Source organism: Novosphingobium rosa NBRC 15208 (genome assembly GCF_001598555.1).
Lineage (GTDB): Bacteria > Pseudomonadota > Alphaproteobacteria > Sphingomonadales > Sphingomonadaceae > Novosphingobium > Novosphingobium rosa.
Genome location: NZ_BCZE01000001.1, coordinates 206,645 through 224,454, shown reverse-complemented (window position 1 = coordinate 224,454; position 17,810 = coordinate 206,645). Strand labels below are relative to the sequence as shown.

At 66.9% G+C, this 17,810-nt stretch carries 12 protein-coding genes; 7 read left to right on the top strand and 5 right to left on the bottom strand.

The window, feature by feature from the left end; genetic code table 11:
• Window positions 1-78: 78 nt before the first annotated feature.
• From SR3_RS00930 to SR3_RS00915, 4 genes are read right to left on the bottom strand one after another with little or no spacing between them, the layout of a single operon-like run.
• On the bottom strand, window positions 79-1,515 hold the full coding sequence (locus SR3_RS00930; RefSeq protein WP_068079690.1) for an ABC transporter permease: 1,437 nt from the start codon (window positions 1,513-1,515) through the stop codon (window positions 79-81).
• Entirely contained in the window at window positions 1,512-2,843 is a 1,332-nt protein-coding gene (locus SR3_RS00925; protein ID WP_068079688.1) for an ABC transporter permease subunit, read from the bottom strand. Before SR3_RS00925 ends, SR3_RS00930 begins: the two co-directional genes overlap by 4 nt.
• On the bottom strand, window positions 2,840-3,550 hold the full coding sequence (locus tag SR3_RS00920; RefSeq protein WP_218018735.1) for an ABC transporter ATP-binding protein: 711 nt from the start codon (window positions 3,548-3,550) through the stop codon (window positions 2,840-2,842). The genes SR3_RS00925 and SR3_RS00920 overlap by 4 nt, the downstream gene beginning before the upstream one ends.
• Window positions 3,547-5,853 (bottom strand): TonB-dependent receptor, encoded by a 2,307-nt coding sequence (locus tag SR3_RS00915; protein ID WP_068079686.1) that lies wholly within the window; start codon window positions 5,851-5,853, stop codon window positions 3,547-3,549. Before SR3_RS00915 ends, SR3_RS00920 begins: the two co-directional genes overlap by 4 nt.
• Window positions 5,854-6,064: 211 nt before the next feature.
• Here SR3_RS00915 and SR3_RS00910 point away from each other — a divergent pair, with 211 nt between their 5' ends.
• Window positions 6,065-6,922, top strand: a complete 858-nt coding sequence (locus SR3_RS00910) for a CPBP family intramembrane glutamic endopeptidase (protein WP_068079685.1) — start codon at window positions 6,065-6,067, stop codon at window positions 6,920-6,922.
• On the opposite strand, the gene SR3_RS00905 is transcribed toward SR3_RS00910, so the two are convergent.
• The gene (locus SR3_RS00905) at window positions 6,923-8,068 is read right to left on the bottom strand and encodes a M23 family metallopeptidase (protein ID WP_157098558.1); all 1,146 of its coding nucleotides are present in this window, start codon (window positions 8,066-8,068) and stop codon (window positions 6,923-6,925) included.
• A gap of 363 nt (window positions 8,069-8,431) precedes the next feature.
• Here SR3_RS00905 and tssK point away from each other — a divergent pair, with 363 nt between their 5' ends.
• Genes tssK through SR3_RS00875 form a run of 6 tightly spaced genes read left to right on the top strand, consistent with a single transcriptional unit; the run spans window position 8,432 to window position 17,804 of the window.
• A complete protein-coding gene (tssK, locus tag SR3_RS00900; RefSeq protein WP_245653671.1) occupies window positions 8,432-9,736 on the top strand; it encodes a type VI secretion system baseplate subunit TssK in 1,305 nt (434 codons plus the stop codon).
• Complete coding sequence (icmH, locus tag SR3_RS32590) at window positions 9,733-11,163, top strand: type IVB secretion system protein IcmH/DotU (protein ID WP_068079679.1); 1,431 nt, start codon at window positions 9,733-9,735, stop codon at window positions 11,161-11,163. The genes tssK and icmH overlap by 4 nt, the downstream gene beginning before the upstream one ends.
• A gap of 17 nt (window positions 11,164-11,180) precedes the next feature.
• On the top strand, window positions 11,181-14,642 hold the full coding sequence (gene tssM, locus SR3_RS00890; RefSeq protein ID WP_068079677.1) for a type VI secretion system membrane subunit TssM: 3,462 nt from the start codon (window positions 11,181-11,183) through the stop codon (window positions 14,640-14,642).
• Window positions 14,642-15,172 carry a type VI secretion system-associated protein TagF gene (gene tagF / locus SR3_RS00885; protein ID WP_068079675.1) on the top strand — a complete coding sequence of 177 codons (531 nt, stop codon included), beginning with the start codon at window positions 14,642-14,644 and terminating at the stop codon, window positions 15,170-15,172. Before tssM ends, tagF begins: the two co-directional genes overlap by 1 nt.
• A complete protein-coding gene (locus SR3_RS00880; RefSeq protein ID WP_068079673.1) occupies window positions 15,169-15,936 on the top strand; it encodes a PP2C family protein-serine/threonine phosphatase in 768 nt (255 codons plus the stop codon). Before tagF ends, SR3_RS00880 begins: the two co-directional genes overlap by 4 nt.
• Complete coding sequence (locus tag SR3_RS00875) at window positions 15,933-17,804, top strand: serine/threonine-protein kinase (protein ID WP_068079671.1); 1,872 nt, start codon at window positions 15,933-15,935, stop codon at window positions 17,802-17,804. Before SR3_RS00880 ends, SR3_RS00875 begins: the two co-directional genes overlap by 4 nt.
• Window positions 17,805-17,810 lie beyond the last annotated feature (6 nt).

Here is a 17,810-nt window from a genome sequence, read left to right as displayed (position 1 = left end):
TTGAAATGCGAGACGAGTGGAGGGCCGTTCACATTGAATCCGCATATGATCGGGAGAGAAAGCCAAACATTGCCGGCCTTAAGCCCATGCGCCTGTTCTCCCGCCCGCAATCCGGCGCGGCATATGCCACAAGGCCCATGCCACCAGAGTGGCCAGCACAGCCCATAGCAGCAGGGCCCGGCAGGGGGCGCGGCGAAGGTCGGGCTGAATTACCGGATCGCTGCTCCAGTTTTCATAGCGCTGTTCCGCCCGGCCACCATCGGATCCGGCTTGCTGTTCTTGCGAGGCCGCCAGAATTGCTGGGGTGAAACGCGTCTCGAGATCGAGCGCATGGCGGTCGGCCTGCTCGGTCAGGCGCAGGCTGTCGCGGCGGCCTTGCCCGGCGGCAGTCAGCAGCGCCTGGTCCAGCAGCAGCATGGGCGAGGCGGGGGCCAGCCGCTCCTGCCAGAGCGCGGCATCCCGGTCATAGTGCCGAGCGGCGCGGGCGTAGGAGGCCAGCGCCTCGGTGGTCAGCCCGTCAAGCGCCAGACGTTGCAGATCGGCGTGCTGGCTGGCCTCGGGCGGGAGGTTGGGGGCATGGCGCTTCAGCCAGAGGCTGGTCTGCCCCGCGGCATCGGCATCGAAGCGGGCAGCGACGTCTCGTGAGGTTTGAATAGCCTGAAGGCGTGAAGGGGCCGAAAGTCCCGCCCACCAGCCGCAGGCCAACGGCGCCACAAAGCCCATCACCGCCCAGATCAGCAACAGGCCGGTGAGGCTGGCGCTGCAGGTGATCCGCAGCCCCGCCGCACAGCCCGCCAGCGCCAGCCAGAACAGCATGAACCCGGCCAGATCGAGGCTGAGCACAGCCAGCATGCTCGACGATGCGGCATGGACTGCCCCCGCCAAGCCCAGAACCAGCCACAGCATCGTCAGCGTGGCGGGGATGGTCACCACTGCCAGCGCGGCGAAACGCGCCAGGGCAATCCGCCCCAGCCCTGCCGGTTGTGCGCGCAGCAGGGGCAACTGGCCGCCTTCGCGCTCTGCGGAAATGACCGTGCCGGCCATGGCGATCAGCGCCAGCGGCACCAGGTAGACCAGCACGAAGGCCAGATCGAAACGCCCGATCCGGGCCAGCCGGGGGTTGGTCACCGTCGCCGCTCCGCGCGCATCGGCATGGCCGGGGGTGATGGCGATCACCGAGGGCAGCAGATCGCTGTCTCCGGTGGCGATCAGGGCCAGCGGGGAGAGGGCGCGAAACGCGTGCGGCCGCGCGAAATAGAACAGATAGCCATAGGGATCGGAGGGATTGCGATATTGTTCGGGCGGCCGGTCGGGTCGGGCTGCGATGGCGCGGGCCTGCGCCTTGGCGGCGGCGGTTTCGCTCTGCGCATGGGCGATCTCGCGCTGGCGGCTTCGGGCCTGCTGGTGGCCGCTGGCCGTGGCGATCAGCATGGCCAGCAACAGCAGGGCGCCGATGGCCCAGTTCAGCCGCCTCGTGGCCAGCATCCGGATTTCAATCTGGATCAGCGCGATCATGGGCGAAGCCTCCGGATGGTGGCGCGAAGGAACAGCAGGCTGGCGATCAGCCACAGGGCCAGCAGCGCAAGCGGCCAGAGCAGGCCGATCATGCTGGCTTGCGGCACCGTAAAAGGTGGCAGGGCAGCGAAAAGCGCTGGCCCGGCGCGATAGCTCTGCCCGGCGGCGACGGGATGGGCGCGCAGATCCAGATTCATCAGATCGGACATGCGGCGGCGATAGGCTTCGGCGGCCTGAAGGAAGGCGGCCTGATCGCTCGCGCTGCTGTGGGCCAGCGTGTCGCTGGCGAGCTGGAAGGGCAGCAGGGGCGAGGCGAGGCCCGCCATGGTCAGCCAGCCATCCTGTTGCCGCAACCGGGTCGTCATGCGGGCAAGGCTGGCGTCATAGGCGGCATTGTCGTGATGGTCGCGGCTGTAGAGCATCGCCCCGCCGACATCCATATGCCCGCCCTGCGCCATAAGCTGCTGCTTGCGCGCGGCGGCGGCCTCGGGCGTGTTGTAGGCGCGGTTGATCGCTGCGGCTTCGTCGAGCAGCGCGGTGTGTGAGGGCGTGGGCAAAGCGGTCTCGACAGCGGCGGTGGTCAGGCGCGGCACCAGCACGCAAAGCATCACCCACAAGGCCAGCAGCAGGGCCAGCGCGGCGCGGCTGCCCGGCGCGCTCAGCGAGACCGCCATGCCGATGGCCAGAAAGATGGCGCCATAGGCCAGCGCCGCCAGCAGCATGGCGAGCAGCTGCATGATGGCGCCGCCAACGATCAGCCCGACGGCCAGCATGGGCAGACCCGTGGCCATCGCCAACAGCGCCAGGCGTATCGCGAAACGCAGGCCAGCGATGCGCGGCAATGGCCCGCCCGCGCCGATCATCATGCGCAGTCGCCCGCTCTCGCGATCCGCCGCAAAGCTGGCGAAGCCCAGCAGCAGCGCGGCCAAAGGCACGAACAGCGCGACCATATCACCCATGGTGGAGGCCCCGGCGCGATGGAACGGGCCTTCGTCCAGCGCGGAGAGAAACAGCGGATCATCGGGATGATGCGCCTCGACCCGCAGCATGCGCCCCACAAAGGGATCGGTGCCCGGATCGAGCGCCGAAAGCGGTGCGGGCGCGCGAAACACCCAGAGGCCGAAATGCGCGGCGCGATGGGGGGTCTTGGCGCTTTGATGGAGCCAGCGGTCGCGTTCGGCTTGCCCGGTTTGCGCGAAGGTTTGTGCGGTGAGGGCATGGTCGCGCAGGGTGGTCAGGCCGGTGCCGAGCAGCAGCGCGGCCAGCACCGCCAGCATCAGGCATAGCGCACGGTTGCGCAGCATCAGCAGCGCCTCGGCGCGCATCATGAAGCCGCGCCATAGAAGGAGAGCAGCGCGGCGGCATCGGCATGGCGCGGATCGAAGCTTTGGCCGATCTTGCCGCTTTCCAGCACCACGGCGCGGTTGGCCATGGGTTTCAGGCCGAAGAGATCATGCGAGACCACCAGCACGCCCGTGCCGCGCGCCGCCACGCGGCGGACCAGCGCGCCCAGCTCCTCCATCGCCAGCGGATCGAGGCCCGAGCCGGGCTCGTCGAGCAGCAGCAGCGGGCAGCGTCGTGCCAGAGCGATGGCGATCCCCAACTTCTGGCGCATTCCCTTGGAATAGGCGCTGGCGCGGCGCTGGCAGGCTTCCGGCGGCAGGCCCGCCTCGGCCAGCAGGGCGGCGGCGTCCGGTTTGGACAGCCTCAGCCCCGCCAGTGCGGTGAAGTAACGCAGGTTCTCCAATCCCGAGAGATGGGGATAGAGCGCCACCTGTTCGGGCAGATAGGCCATGTGCGCGCAGGCTTGGGCCGGGGCCTCGCCGCAAATCGCGACGAGGCCGCTGTCAGCTTGCTCGAAACCCAGCGCAAGGTTGAGCGTGGTGGTCTTGCCCGCGCCATTGCGGCCCAGCAATGCCACCACCTCGCCGGGCTCGACCTGAAGGTCCAGCCTGTCGAGCACGCGATGCCCGCCAAAGCTTTTGCAAACCTGCGTCAGCGCCAGAGGCGGCGCCATGCTCACCCAATTGTTCACTGCGCGCGCCACTTCAGGGCGAGGAACACCGTGCGGCCCGGATAAGGATGGTAGATGTAGCGGATCTGGTTGAACAGATTGTCCACGCCCACGCTGGCCTGAAGCTGGCGGGTGATATGTACCCCCAACCGCGCCTCGACAAAGGTATAGGCATCGGCATAACCGAAACCGCCGCGCCGCCCGTCGCTGTTCAGCAGATCGCTGAACTGCGCGCCTTCGTGCCGCACGCCCACTGTGGCATCGACCTTCTCGACCGGATGCAGCGTGGCCAGTAGGTTCCAGCGGATGCGCGGCACGCGGGGCATTTCCTTGCCCATGCTGGCCGGCAGATTGGCGTTCTGGAGAATCTTGCCGCCTTGCCACGCAAAAGCGCCGTCCAGATCGAGCAAACCATCGAACAGATGCCGCCCGGTGGCCGACAGCTCCACGCCGCGCGTGCGGACAAGGCCGATGTTCTGGTAATAGGTCGCGCCGGTGAAGGCGTTCTGCTGGTTGTAGAGCGTGTTGCTCACCCGCTCATGGAACAGCGTGGCGCCAAGGCTCAGCGTGCCTCCCGCCAGCGTCATGTCGCGGGTGGTGCCCAGATCGAAGGTGGTGGCGTGTTCGGGCTTGAGGTGAGGGTCGCTCTGCACCAGAACACCGCCGCTGCTGGCCGACTGGAACAGTTCGGTGACGGTGGGGAAGCGCCATGCCTGCGCCGCGCGCAACTGCACCGCCCAGCCTTTGGCGGGCGCCCAGCGCAGCACGCCCTTGGGCGACCAGCCGCTGCCCGCGCGCGAGGGATAGATCAGCGCGCTGGCGGTGGTGGTGCGTTGTCCGTCGAAGGCGCGCCAGTGGTCGTAGCGCAAGCCGGCGGTGAGGGTCAGCGTGGGGGTGATGGTCCAGCGGTCCTCGCCATAGAGGCCGAAGGTTTCCGACTTGCCGCCCGAGCGTTCGGCGAAGCTGGAGCGGGCGCCGTTCAGCCAGTCGGTGGAGTTCCAGGTGCTGGTCTGGGTCCAGTATTGCGCGTAATCGCCGCCGAAGCCGATCTGGTTGCGCTTGGCCACATCCCAGGCAAAACGCGCCGCCGCATTGGCCCAGCCCTGAGCATCCGTGGCGATCACCTGAGCACCATTGCCTGCCGGATAGGCTTGCCGGGTCTCGCCGCCCAGCACATTGTAGGTTGAGGCGCTCAGTTCCGCATGCAGGCGGTGGGTGAGCTGGCTGGTGAGGCTGATGCCGCTGAGCAGATCGCGCAATTGCACATCCTGCTTGCGCAGGCCGAGCAGGCTGGAGAGCGCATAGCCGCGCCCGTCGATCTGCGCCGAGCCGCTGATGACGCCATTGCCCGCCGCGTCGCGGAGATAGGTTTCGGGCGCAAGGCTGTCATAGCGCAGATCGCGATAGGCGGTGGTCAGCATCACCCGCGTGGTGGGCGCGGCATCCCATGCCAGCTTGCCTTTCACCAGATCGCTGCGCGTATCCGTCACGCCCGATGAGCCGAGCAGATAGCGGTCGGTGTTGGTGGCGTCGCGGTCGCGCAGCGCGCCCGCTACCGGCGTACCCGCCGCGCTGGTGCCCGCCGACACCGGCGTCACCGCGAAATAGAGCGGCTGGCCCTGACTGCTCAGATGGTCCTGATAGAGCATCCATGACAGATTGCCGTGCCGGTCGCCGATATGCGACTGGATGCGCCATGTGTTCAGGCTGTCGCTGCTCTTCTGGGCGTTGAAATCCTGATTGCCGTAAGTGAGGTCGACACCGGCCTCCAGCTTCTGGGGCATGCGGGTCTGGATGAAGATGCCCGCGCCCATCGTGCCGCCGCCATAGCGCGCCGAGAAGGGGCCGTAGGAGGCATCGACGCTCTCGATCTCGTCGGGCGCGACCATGCCCCACAAGGGTGCATAGACATAGGTGTTGCCCAGAAAATTGCTGATCGGAACGCCATCGAGCGTGACCAGCACGCGGGCCGTCTGGAAACCGCTGGTGCCGCGCACCGTCACGGCGCTGCCGGTGTCGCCGATGTAGCGCTGGCGCAGCTGGATGTTGGGCAGATAGCGCAGCGCATCCTCGGCGGTGATGGTGTTGGCGCGCTCCAGCATGCCGGCGTCGATGGTGGCGCCGATGGCTTCGGCGGGGCGGGCGAGGGTCTGCTCGCGGCGGCCATCGACGCGGATGTCGGCGCGTGTGTCATCACCGGGCGTTTCATCCGCCAGTGCGGGCGAGATCGTGCCCAGCGTGAGCCCGGCCAGCAGCGCCAGACGCGAGGCATGGTTGAAATAGGCCCGGCGGCGTGCCGGGCGTGACGGATATGCAAAGATCATGCGAACCCCCTGATTTGCGCGCTTGATTGATGTTATAACATATCTTGTCAAGAGGGCGTTTGCGCGGCGTGATGGGAGGGGGCGGGCAGGCTTGCGGAAATTGCAGATCGCGCGATCCGTGGCTAAACAAGCGTCGACGCTCGATAAAGTCAGGAGATCAGATGCCTGTTCTTCCTTCTCGCCGTGACACCCGGCTGATGGATGTTGCGCCATGCTGACGGCATCTCGGCGGGACAAACATCACCTTCGCGCCGGGGGCGTGCTGGTGGTTGGCACGCTGGCGATGGTGGCGATTCTGCGCTTTGGCCCCCCGCTGGCCACAAGGCTGACGGATGTGCTCCTTTCGGGCGGCCCGTCGGATGCCGCGCTTGAGGCGCTGTTCACGATCATCGTTTCAGGCGCCATGCTGGTTGTTGCCGTGGCCGGGGCATGGTTGAGCCGCGCGGGATCGCTGTTGGGGCCCCGGCCATGGCGAGGCTTTGCCTTCGGGCTGAGCCTTGGTCTGGCCGGGCTGCTGCTGGCGGCGGCTTACGCCTGGCTGGCCGGAACCGTCGTGCCGGGCGGCGCGCATGCCGATCCAAAGCTGCTGCTGGCGGGACTGGGCGTGGTGCTGCTTCAGGTCGTGGCCGAGGAGATGTATTTCCGGGGCTGGATGCAACCGGTGCTGGAGCGGTCGTGGGGCGGTCCGCTGGCCGTGATGATCACCGCTGCCATCTTTGCGCTGGTCCATTGTCTGGGCGAGGCGCGGTCGGCGGTCACGCTGACCAATCTGCTGCTCGGCGGGATCTGGTTTGGCCTGCTCGCCTTGCGCGGGGGCGGCATGGCCAGCGCCGTTGGCGCGCATTTCGCCTGGAATGCCGCCGAGCAAGTGCTGCTGGGCCTCGATCCCAATCCCGGTGTGGGCGGTTTTGGCGCGGTGGTCGATCTCGATCTGGCGGGATCGGCCTTATGGGGCGGATCGCCCGAGGGGTTGAATGCCAGCCTTGCCATGACGATGGCGCTGGTGGTCTTCGTGACGCCGCTGCTGACCGTCTGGCGCAAGGCGCAGCCCGGCCTGGCACTGGCGTAATCAGGGCTGCCTTGCCGCCGCGCGCTGCGTATCGATGGCATCGCGCTGCTTGCGGAAGGCGGCCAGCGCCGCGCCCGTCAACGTTTGCCCGGTGCCCACATCGATCTTGAGCGGGTCCACCGGCTGGCCGTCGATATGCACCTCGTAATGGAGATGCGGCCCTGTCGAGCGGCCTGTCGTGCCGATCTCGCCGATCTGCTGGCCCTGCGCCACGCGACCGCCCGGCGTCACGCCCGGCAGGATGCGGTTGAGATGCAGGTAAAGCGTCTCCCAGCCATTGTCGTGATGCAGACGGATGAAGTTGCCGTTGGGGCCTTTGGGCCCGGCGAACTCCACCGTGGCGCTGCCCGAGGCGAAGACGGGCGTGCCGGTGGGCGCGGCGAAATCGGTTCCGCGATGCATCTTTTCATACCCCAGAATGGGATGGTTTCGCATGCCGAACTGCGAGGTGATCCGAGCGGAATCGACCGGCGTGCGCATCAGGGCGCGCACCGTGCTGGCGCCATTGCCATCGAACCAGCCGGGCTCACGTTCGCCGGGCGGGGTGAAACGATACAGCGTGCGCGACAGTGTGGCGGTGCGCAGCGAGACATAGGCAAGGCGCGGCACGCCCACCGCCTCATTGGCGGGGTTGTAGGCCTGTTCGAAGGCCACTTCGAAGACATCGCCGGGCGCGACTTCGCGCTGCATGTCGAAATCATAGCTGAAGGCGTTGGCGACTTCGCCGATCAGACTGTCGGTCACGCCCGCCGTCACCGCCGAGGAGTAGAAGCTGTTGCTGTCGATCTCGCCGCGCACCACGGTGAGTCGTCTGGTCAGCGTGCCGTAGATGGGTTTGGCTTCCAGCGCGCCATTGGCCTGGCGGTGCAACATCACGCCGGTGCCATCGCTGCGCGTGGCCTCCAGCGTGATTAACGTCGAGGTCTCGCCATGGCGTTCCAGATCGAGGATCAGGCGGATATCGTCCGGCGCGCGGCCCAGCGCCTTGACCACCTCCCGGCTGACCTCCTGCGCCTCGCCGCGCGCCAGGCCGGAGGGTTCGAGTTGGGAGGCGATATCCCCCACATCGGCCAGATTGAGTGTCCGCCGGCTGATAAACCGCGCGGCGGATGGCGGTGTGGCAACGGCTGGTCGGGAATGCGGCACGGCAGGTCGATTTAAAACCGCAATGCCCGCCCCGACCAAAGCTAACAGCAAAGCACTCCCCAGCGGAAGCAACCATGCATGAAGTCGATGATGCGAAACCCGGGAACGGACCGTGGTTCCGGGCGTATGCACCGCCGATGCGCTTTGGTTAATCCAAGTTCTCGGATCGAACGAAGTGCTGTCATGTTCGTTCACGAGCGGGCCGCCTTGGGAAGATAATCGTTGGAAAAGCTTTCATGCTGCAATAACACCGGCTTATACGGACGCAAAGCCATGTTTGGATCGTTGCGCGTCACAGACACGTCACACAGAGAGGCCTGAAGCGAAATGGGTGGACATAACCGGGTTGCCTGGCGGGAAGGCATGTTTCTGCGCCCCCAGCATTTCCAGGCCCAGGATCGCTTCATCGATGGCCTGATCCGCGCCCGGGTGAGCAGCGTGCAGCCCTGGCCCTGGGGCTTTACGGAAATCGTGGTGGATGAGGATCTGGCTTCGCTGGGCAAATTCGGGGTGATCCGCGCCTCGGGCATCCTGCCTGACGGCACGCCCTTTGCCATCCCCGAGGATATGCCGCCGCCCGAACCTCTGGATGTTCCCGCCGAGGTGCGCGACGCGGTGATCCATCTGACGCTGCCTGCCCGGCAAGGCGGGGCGACGGAATTTCGCGATGCGGAAAGCCCGTCGCTCGATGCCCGCTTCCTTGTCGACGAGCGCGAAACGGCGGACAGCTTTTCTGATGATCGCACCACCGAACCCATCGATTTCGGACGCCCCAATCTGCGCTTTGGCGTCACGCGCGATCAGATCTATGGCCGGGTGACTTTGGGCATCGCGCGGGTGCGCGAAGTTCACAACCGCCGGCTGATGTTCGATGACCGCTTTATCCCGCCCACGCTGGACAAGGATGCCTCGCTGCGCCTGCGCGGCGCGGTCACCGATATCCTTGGCCGCGTCGAGCAGCGCGCCGAGGAACTGGCGCTGCGGGCGGTGGAGGCCACCGATGGCGGGGCGGAAACCTTTGCGAGTTTCCTGCTGCTTCAGGCGCTCAACCGCTGGCTGCCGGTGCTTCAGCATGCCGAGCGCCTGCCGATGCTTCACCCCGAGCGGCTCTATGAAACACTGATCGCCATGGCGGGCGAGATCGCCACCATGATCCGGCCCGAGCGCAAGCCACCGCCGCTGCCGCGTTACGATCATGAACATCCCCAGACCTGCTTCGATCCGGTGATCGATCTTCTGCAATCGATGCTGGCCGCCGTGTTCGACCGTTCGGCGGTACAACTGCCGCTGGAAAATGCCGGGCCGGGGGCTTACGTTTCGAAGATCACCGATCACGGGCTTTATCAGCACGGATACTTCTATCTGGCCGTGGCGGCGGCCTCGCCGCTGGAGGAAATTCGCGGGCTGTTTCCCTCGGTCGCCAAATTCGGCGCGGTGCAGAAGATGCGCCAGATCGTGGACAGCGCCCTGCCCGGCGTGCCCTTGCGCCACACGCCCACCCCGCCGCCGCAGATCCGCGTGCTGCCTGGTTTTGTCTATTTCGAGCTGGATCGCGGCGCGGCGGACTGGCGTGACCTGCTGACCGCGCCCGCGCTGGGCCTGCATGTCGCGGGGGACTGGCCGCAGCTCAATCTCGAACTCTGGTGCGTCAAGAAAAGCGGGCGATGAGCAACGATCCGAATGACAGGGGCGGCAACCGCACGGTCTTCCGTCCCTCGCCGCTTCAGGGGCTGAGGGGCGGGCAGGGGCAACCTGCCGCGCCTGCCGATGCGATGCGCGATTGGGCGGCCCCGCCACCTCCGCCGCCTGTTCAGACCTATGACGCGCCGCCGCCCCTGTCGCGTTCGGGCATGCCGCCGCCGGGCGCGGGGCTGGCGCCGTCGCGGCTGGCCGAGGATGATGTGCCCGGCCCGGCCACCCCGCGCAGCCTGCGCAATCTGATGCTGATCGAGGCCGCGCCGGTGCTGGCGCTGGCGGCGGGCATGCGCGCGGGCCGCGTGCGCGCGCCGCTGCCGCAGTTCCACCGCGAGGCGACGCAGATCATCTCCGCCTTCGACCGCGCCATTGCCCCGCATTACCGCGAGGAGGTGCGCCAGCGCGCCAAATATGCCGTCTGCGCCACGGTGGACGATATCGCCCAGAACCTGCCCAACATCGGCACCGATGGCGCCGAATGGGCGCGCCGCTCGATGGTGGTGCAGTTCTTTCAGGAGAACATCGGCGGCGACCGCTTCTGGCAGCTGACCGACGATATGCTGCGCGCGCCCGCCGACAATCTGGATATCATCGAGCTCTATCATGCCTGCCTCGCGGCGGGTTTCGAGGGCCGCTTCCGCGTGATGCCCGACGGCAAGCGCCGCCTGCATGAGATCATGGCCAAGCTGCATGGCAGCCTGCAGCATGTCCGCTCGCTGTCGATGAGCGAAATGTCGCCGCAATGGCGGGGTGAGAACGCGCCTTTGCGCCGCATCGCGCCGTGGAACCTGCTGGCGCTGGCCGGGGCTGCGGCGGCGGGCCTGCTGCTGCTGATCTACATCCTCTTGCGGCTGATCCTGATGTCCGGCGGGGAGGCGCCTTCCAGCGCGCTGCTGGGGCTGGTGCCGGGGGACCGGCTGACGCTCTCGCGCCCGGCTGCCAGCCTGCCGGCCAGCAGCAGCGCTCAGGCCTCCGAATTGCGCCGCTTCCTTGAGCCGGAAATCCGCGAGGGGCTGGTGACGGTGGAGGAAGACGCCCAGACCGTGCGGGTGCGCACCAGCGTCGGCCAGCTGTTCCGCTCGGGCTCGGACCAGCTGGAACCGGGGCGTGAGGCGCTGTTCAAGCGCATCGCCGCCGCCATCGAGAAGGAAAAGGGCCAGGTGCTGATCGAGGGCCATGCCGACAGCGATCGCGTCGCCAATCTCAGCTTTCCGGACAATATGGCGCTGTCTCAGGCCCGGGCGCAGACCGTGGCGGCGATCATCCGGGGGGCGCTCACCGATCCCTTGCGCGTTGCAGCCAAGGGCATGGGCGAGACCGTGCCGATCGCCTCCAACGATACGCCGGAAGGCAAATCCCGCAACAGGCGCGTCGAAATCATCGTGCCCCGCCGATACTGAGCCGGAGACAGCTTCCGATGCGTCTGTTGAAGAACTGGTGGTTCGTTACCATCGCCTGCGCGCTGCTGATGGCGCTCCTGCTGGCGGCGGGCCTGCCGCTGTTTGTCGGTTTCCTGCGCCCGTGGTGGGTGCGGCTGCTCTGTGTGCTGATCGTGGGCGGAGTGTGGGGCGCCTTCGCTTTCCTGCGCCGCCGCAAGGCCCGGCAGGCCGCCAGGGCGCTGGGCGAGGAACTGGCCCCTTCCGCCGAGGATGAGGAAGATCGCGCGCTGGGCCAGCGGATGCGCGATGCCCTGGCGCAGATGAAGGGGGCTTCGGGCCAGCGGCGCGATTACCTCTACACCCGGCCCTGGTATGTCATCATCGGCCCGCCGGGCGCGGGCAAGACCACGGCGCTGCTCAATTCCGGCCTGCGTTTTCCCTTCAACGACAGCGCGGTGAAGGGCGTTGGCGGCACGCGCAACCTCGATTTCTGGTTCGCCGATGAAGCGGTGATGGTCGATACGGCGGGGCGCTACACCACGCAGGATTCCGACCATCAGGTCGACCGGCGCGGCTGGAGTTCGATCCTCGGCCTGCTGCGCAAGCATCGCCCGCGTCAGCCGATCAACGGCATCATTGTCGCCATCGGTGTGGATGAACTGCTGGCAGCGGATTGCGCCGGGATCGACAGCCATGCGGCGGCGGTGCGGCGGCGGCTGATCGAGTTGCGCCAGACGCTGGAGGTGTCCGCTCCGGTCTATATTCTGCTCACCAAATCCGATCTGATCGCCGGTTTCACCGAATATTTCGACGATCTGGATGTGGAAGGCCGCCGCGCGGTGCTGGGCCACAGCTTTGCCTATAAGGACGGCCCGCCCAGTGCCGAGATGCTGGTCAAAGCCTTCGACGGCGTGGCGCAGGCCGTGGCCGACCGGCAGGCCAAGCGCCTGTTCGAGGAGGTCGATCCGCTGCGCCGGGCGCTGCTGCTGGGCTTCCCGGCGCAGTTCCAGTCGCTGCGCTCGCGGGTTTCGCGCTTCCTCGAGGGGGCCTTCGCCACCGGTGACGCCCCCACGGCGCGGCTGCGCGGTTTCTATTTCACCAGCGGCATCCAGCAGGGCGCGCCGCTGGACCGCATCCTTTCCGGCATGGCGGATATCTATGACCGCCCCGCGCAGCCTGCCCATGGCGGCGGATCGGGCCGCGCCTATTTCCTCAACCGCCTGCTGGGCGAGGTGGTCTTCCCCGAGGCCGGGCTGGTCTCGCATGACCCTTCGGCAGTGCTGCGCCAGCGTGCGCGGCTGATCGGCGGGCTTTCGGCCATCGGCGTGGCGGTGCTGGTGGTGCTGGCGCTGTGGGGCGTCAGCTTTGCGCGCAACCGCATGTTCCAGTCCGATCTGCTGGAGCAGACAAGCAAGGCGGGCACCCAGCTTCACGAGGCCGGGATCGACCTCAAACAGGTGCGCGAGGGTGATGGCGATCTGCGCGCGGCCTTGCCGGCGCTCAACAGCCTGCGCGATCTGGCGCGTGGCTATCGTGACCGTCAAGCAGGCGGGCCGCCGCTGCTGATGACCTTCGGCCTCTATCAAGGCAGCCTCAGCCAGCAGGCCGAGGAAAGCTATCGCGAGGTGCTGCGCCGCGTGATGCTGCCGCGCCTGATGCTGCGCCTCGAACAGGCGATGACCGAGAACCACGGCGATGCCATGGCGCTTTATGAGCCGCTCAAGGTGTATCTGATGCTGGGCCAGCAAGGGCCGATGGATGCCAAGGCGGTCCATCGCTGGGTGGTCAATGATTGGGCGGCCAAGGTCTTCGCCGGATCGGACAGCGCTTCGGAACGCGATCAGTTGGCGAAGCATCTCGATGCCCTGCTGGAAGACAAGGATCTGGCCAGCGTCTGGGCTGATCGCAAGCCGCCGCTCAATGGCGAACTGGTGGCCAGTGCGCGCAGCGCCATCGGCACCCTCTCGCTGGCGGACCGCGCCTATGCGGTGATGAAGCAGAAGGCGGCGGGCGCGGGGCCGGACTGGCAGGTCTCTGGCGTGCTGTCGCAGGGCGATGCCTCGGCCTTTGCCAACCATGACCAGATCCTAGGCACCCGCGTGCCCTATTTCTTCACCCGGGACGGCTTCGAGAAAAGCTATATGCTGGGCCTTGCCACCGTGCAGCAGGATATGCAGCGCGACCTGTGGGTGCTGGGTGGCGACGCGCAGACCGGCGGCGTGCGCGAGGAAATGAGCAACATCCGCCCCGGCATCGCCGGGCTCTACGCCAAGGACTATATTGCGGCCTGGGAGGCCGTGATCGCGGCGATGCAGCCGGGCGACTATTTCCGCGATCCCGCCGCTTTCGGCGCCATGACCAAGAGCCCGTCGCCGGTGAAGCGCGTGCTGCTCGAATTGCGCAAGAACACCAGTTTCGAGGGCGGTGCTTCGGGCCTGGGCAAGCGTCTGGTGGAGGAGCGGATCAACCGTTCGCGCATCGGGCGCTATGCGGCCGAGGCTGGTGCCGGCCAGGCCTCCGGGCTGGATGCCGGGGCCGAGATCACCAATTACTTCCGCCCGCTTCAGGATTACGTTGGCGATGGGAAGAACCCCGCGCCGGTCGATGAATTTGTCGCCGCGCTCAAGCAGGCGGGGCAGGCGGTGATGGCCGCGCGCTCGGTGGGCGGAGGTGGTGGGGCCGATGCCACGCAGGCCCAGATGGCGGCTGCCATGGCTTCGGTTCAGGCCGCCGCTGCCGGCGCTCCGCCCCAGTTGCAGGGCTTTGTGAAGGCCGCTGCCGGGGGCGGGGCCGCCGCGCAAGTCAGCGCCGCCAAGGGGGCCGTGGCCGATGCCTATATGCAAGGGGTGCTGCCAGCCTGTCAGGAGGCTGCCAAGGAGCATTTCCCTTTTTTCGGAACCGCCGGGCAGGATGCCTCGGCGGCGAACGTTCTGCGGGTCTTCGGGATGGGCGGCGCGCTTGACCAGTTCGTCCAGCAGAGGCTGATGCCGATGATCGACACCGGCGGCCCGGTCTGGCGCTGGCGGGAGAGCGATCCGCTGGCCCGCACGCTCGATCCGGCGAGCCCGGAGCAGTTCGCCAAGGCCGCGCAGATCCGCGACATGCTGGCCGGCGGGCTGACGATCCGTGTCTCCATGGCCTCGCTCGGCAGCGCGGTCAGCGCGGTGCAGGTGGCCAATGGCGGGGCGAGCTATCGCTTCGATGCCGCGCAGAACCAGCCGCGCCCGCTGCTGTGGTCGCTTTCGGGCGGGGTGCCGCATGCCGAGGTCGTGCTGTATGGCGCCGACGGCAAGGAAGCGCGGCGTTTCGATGCCGATGGGCCATGGGCGCTGTTCCGCCTGATGGGCAATGCGGCCAAGGAAAACGCGGGCGCCCAGACGATCCGCGCGCGCTTTGGCGAGGGCAATGACAGTGCCACGCTGACCATCGAACTGCCATCGCGTCACAATCCTTTCAGTCGGGGGGATCTGTGGTCCTTCCGTTGCCCGGTCAAGCTGTGATGGCGCTGGTTGCTCTGCTGTTCGGCAAGTTGCCCAGCCACGGCGATTTTGTCGCGCGTGGGCTTCCCGCTGCCGAGCGTGCCGCGCTGGATGGCTGGCTTTCGGAGGAGGTGGATGCGGCGCGACGCGTGTTTGGCACGGCTTTCGATGATCTCTATGATCGGGCGCCGCCCTGGTGGTTTGCGCGCGCCGAAGGACCGATTGGCGCGGCAGGCGTTCTGGCCCCCTCGATCGACCGCGCAGGGCGGCGCTATCCACTCTATCTCGCGCTGGCGGGGGTAGGGGCCGAGGCCTTGGTGGCGGCGGCGCACTGGTGCGAGGACATGCTGCATCACGCCTTTATCGAAGGGTGGCATGCCGACCGGCTGGTCGAGGAAACTGCGCGTTTTACCGGGGGCAACCTCACCGTGGGCTGGACCGGCGCGCGCTGGTGGTCCGATGGGGGGGAAGGCTTCGCGCCCGGCGTGGTGGAGGGTTTGCGCCCTCCGCGCCTGTTATCCATGATGCTGCAACCGCAGGAGGACGCATGACGTCGCAGCTTCGCCTGGAAAGTTTCGGCGCCACCCATGTGGGGCGCGTGCGGACCAACAATGAGGACAGCTATTGGGTCTCGCCCGAGCGTAACATCTGGATGGTGGCGGACGGCATGGGCGGCCATGAAAAGGGCGAATGGGCCGCCGGCGAGGTGACCACGGCCATCAGCCGGATCGTGCCCTCCGGCGATTTCAACGCCGATTGCAACGCTCTGGCCGATGCGATCCATGGCGCCAATGCCGCGATTTTTCAGACAGCGCAGCAGCAGGGCGTGCAGATGGGCTCCACCGTGGTGGCGCTGCATCTCAACGGCGCGCATTTCGCGCTGTTCTGGGTGGGCGACAGCCGCGCCTATCTGCTGCGCGACGGTCTGCTGCATCGCCTGACCAGCGACCACAGCCAGGTGCAGGCGATGGTGGATCGCGGCCTGATCGCGCCCGAAGAGGCCGCCAGCCATCCCATGGCGCATGTGCTGGCGCGGGCGGTGGGCGCTCAGGCCGGGCTGGAGGTCGATGTCATCACCGACGAGGCCGTGCCGGGCGACGTGTTCCTGCTGTGCAGCGATGGGCTGACCAACCGTATTCCCGATGAGGAGATCGCCACCATTCTTGCCGCCGAAGGCCATCGCGCCGCGCTGGACCGCCTGATTGCTCTCACGCTGGAGCGCAATGCGCCCGACAATGTCACCGCCGTGATCGTCGGCGCCAGCGAGGCGACAAGGCTGGCCCTGCCGCAAACCTCGGGAGGCGCGCAGCCATGAGCGCAGCGCCGGAGGATGACCCTCAAAAAACCGTCTTCATGCCGATTTCGGATGGCGCGACGGGTCTGCCCAGAGGCGGCACCAACGCGCCGCCCACGCAATTTGCGCCGCGCGCCCCGCAGGTCACCATTCAGGTGGGCGATGTGCTCAACCATATCTTCGAGGTGCGGCGCTTTATCGCGCGCGGCGGCATGGGCGAGGTCTTCGAGGGCGTGAATGTCACCAGCGACGAGCGGGTGGCGATCAAGGTGATCCTGCCCGCTCTGGCCGCCGATCCCGATGTCACCTCGATGTTCCGCAAGGAAGCGCGCACGCTGACCGGGCTGCGCCATGACGCGCTGGTGCAATATCGCGTGCTGGCGCAGGAGCCGCAGCTGGGCGTGCTCTACATCGTCACGGAATATATCGACGGGCTGAACCTCTCGCATGAGCTGGGGCGGATCGGGGCGGGGGTGAGCGATCTGCTGGCCCTGCTGCGGCGGCTGGCTCAGGGGTTGCAGGCGGCGCATCGCCTGGGGGCGATCCATCGCGATATCTCGCCGGACAATGTGCTGCTTGAGGGTGGGCAACTCTCGCAGGCGAAGATCATCGATTTCGGCATCGCCAAGGATATCGGCCCCGGCAGCGCGACCATTGTGGGCGATGGCTTTGCGGGCAAGTTGAACTATGTCGCGCCCGAGCAATTGGGGGATTATGGCCGGGATATCGGGCCATGGACCGATGTCTACAGCCTTGGTCTGGTGGTGTTGGCCATCGCACAGGGGCGTGATGTCGCGATGGGGGGCTCGCTGGTGGATGCGGTGAACAAGCGCCGCGCCGTGCCTGATCTGGCCAGCGTGCCGGAGCCCTTGCGTCTGCTGCTGACCGGCATGCTGCAGCCCGATCCTGCCCGGCGCATGCGGTCGATGGATGAGGTTCTGGCGCAGATCGAGACGATTGAGGCGAAGTTACGCCCGCCTGCTGACATGACATCGCAAACCGCCCCGGCAGGATTGCCTGCCGGGGTGAAATGGGGCGTGGCGGGACTGGCTTTGGTGTTGGTCGCCGGGGCGGGCTTTTGGCTGATGCATCCTGCCGCGCATTCGGGGGCGCCGACTGTTTCGGGAACGGGCAGTCCTGCCGATCTGACGCGCTCCACCATCGATTCCGTGCTGCCTTCGGTGGGCTGCACATGGCTGCAGATCACGGACATCACGCCGGGCCAGCGTGGGCCGAATGTCAAACTGGCGGGGGTTGCGGGCAATCCGGCGGCGGCGCAGAACGAGATCTCGCAGGCGCTGGCCCAGCACCATATTCAGGAAGCCAGCATCGATTTCGGCGATGTGGCGCAGATCACCCAGTCGGGCTGTTCGGCGCTGGACACCTATCGGCAGGTCCGCGCGCCGGACTCGCATCAATTGACGGTGCCTCAGCGCAAATTCGCGATGCGAATGCAGCCCAATGATCCGAGCCAGACCGGTTACCCCGGTGAGAAAGCCGCCAACATCGTGCTGCAACTGGCCATTGACGATCCCAAGGCGGATTTCGCGCTGATTGGCCTTGAGCCCTCCGGCGTGATTTCTCCTGAATTCTCGGGGCCGGGCACCGGTGTTCTGGGGCGCGATGCCTTGAAAAAGCTGGCGACCGAAACCCATATTGTGACCGATCGCGACAATGACCACTATCAGATGCAGCTGGATGTGAACCATACAGGTTGGTCTGGCGTGCTGCTGCTGACGGGCAAAGGGCCGTTCGAAAAGGATGTGATCGCCCCGCCCATCGGCCAGCGCGGCCCGGACTGGATGACGCATTTCGTCTCGGAAGCGGCAACGAGGGGCTGGCAGGCGCAGATGGTCTGGTTCAAGACCATGGAGGAAGGGGGGCAGTGATTGCCC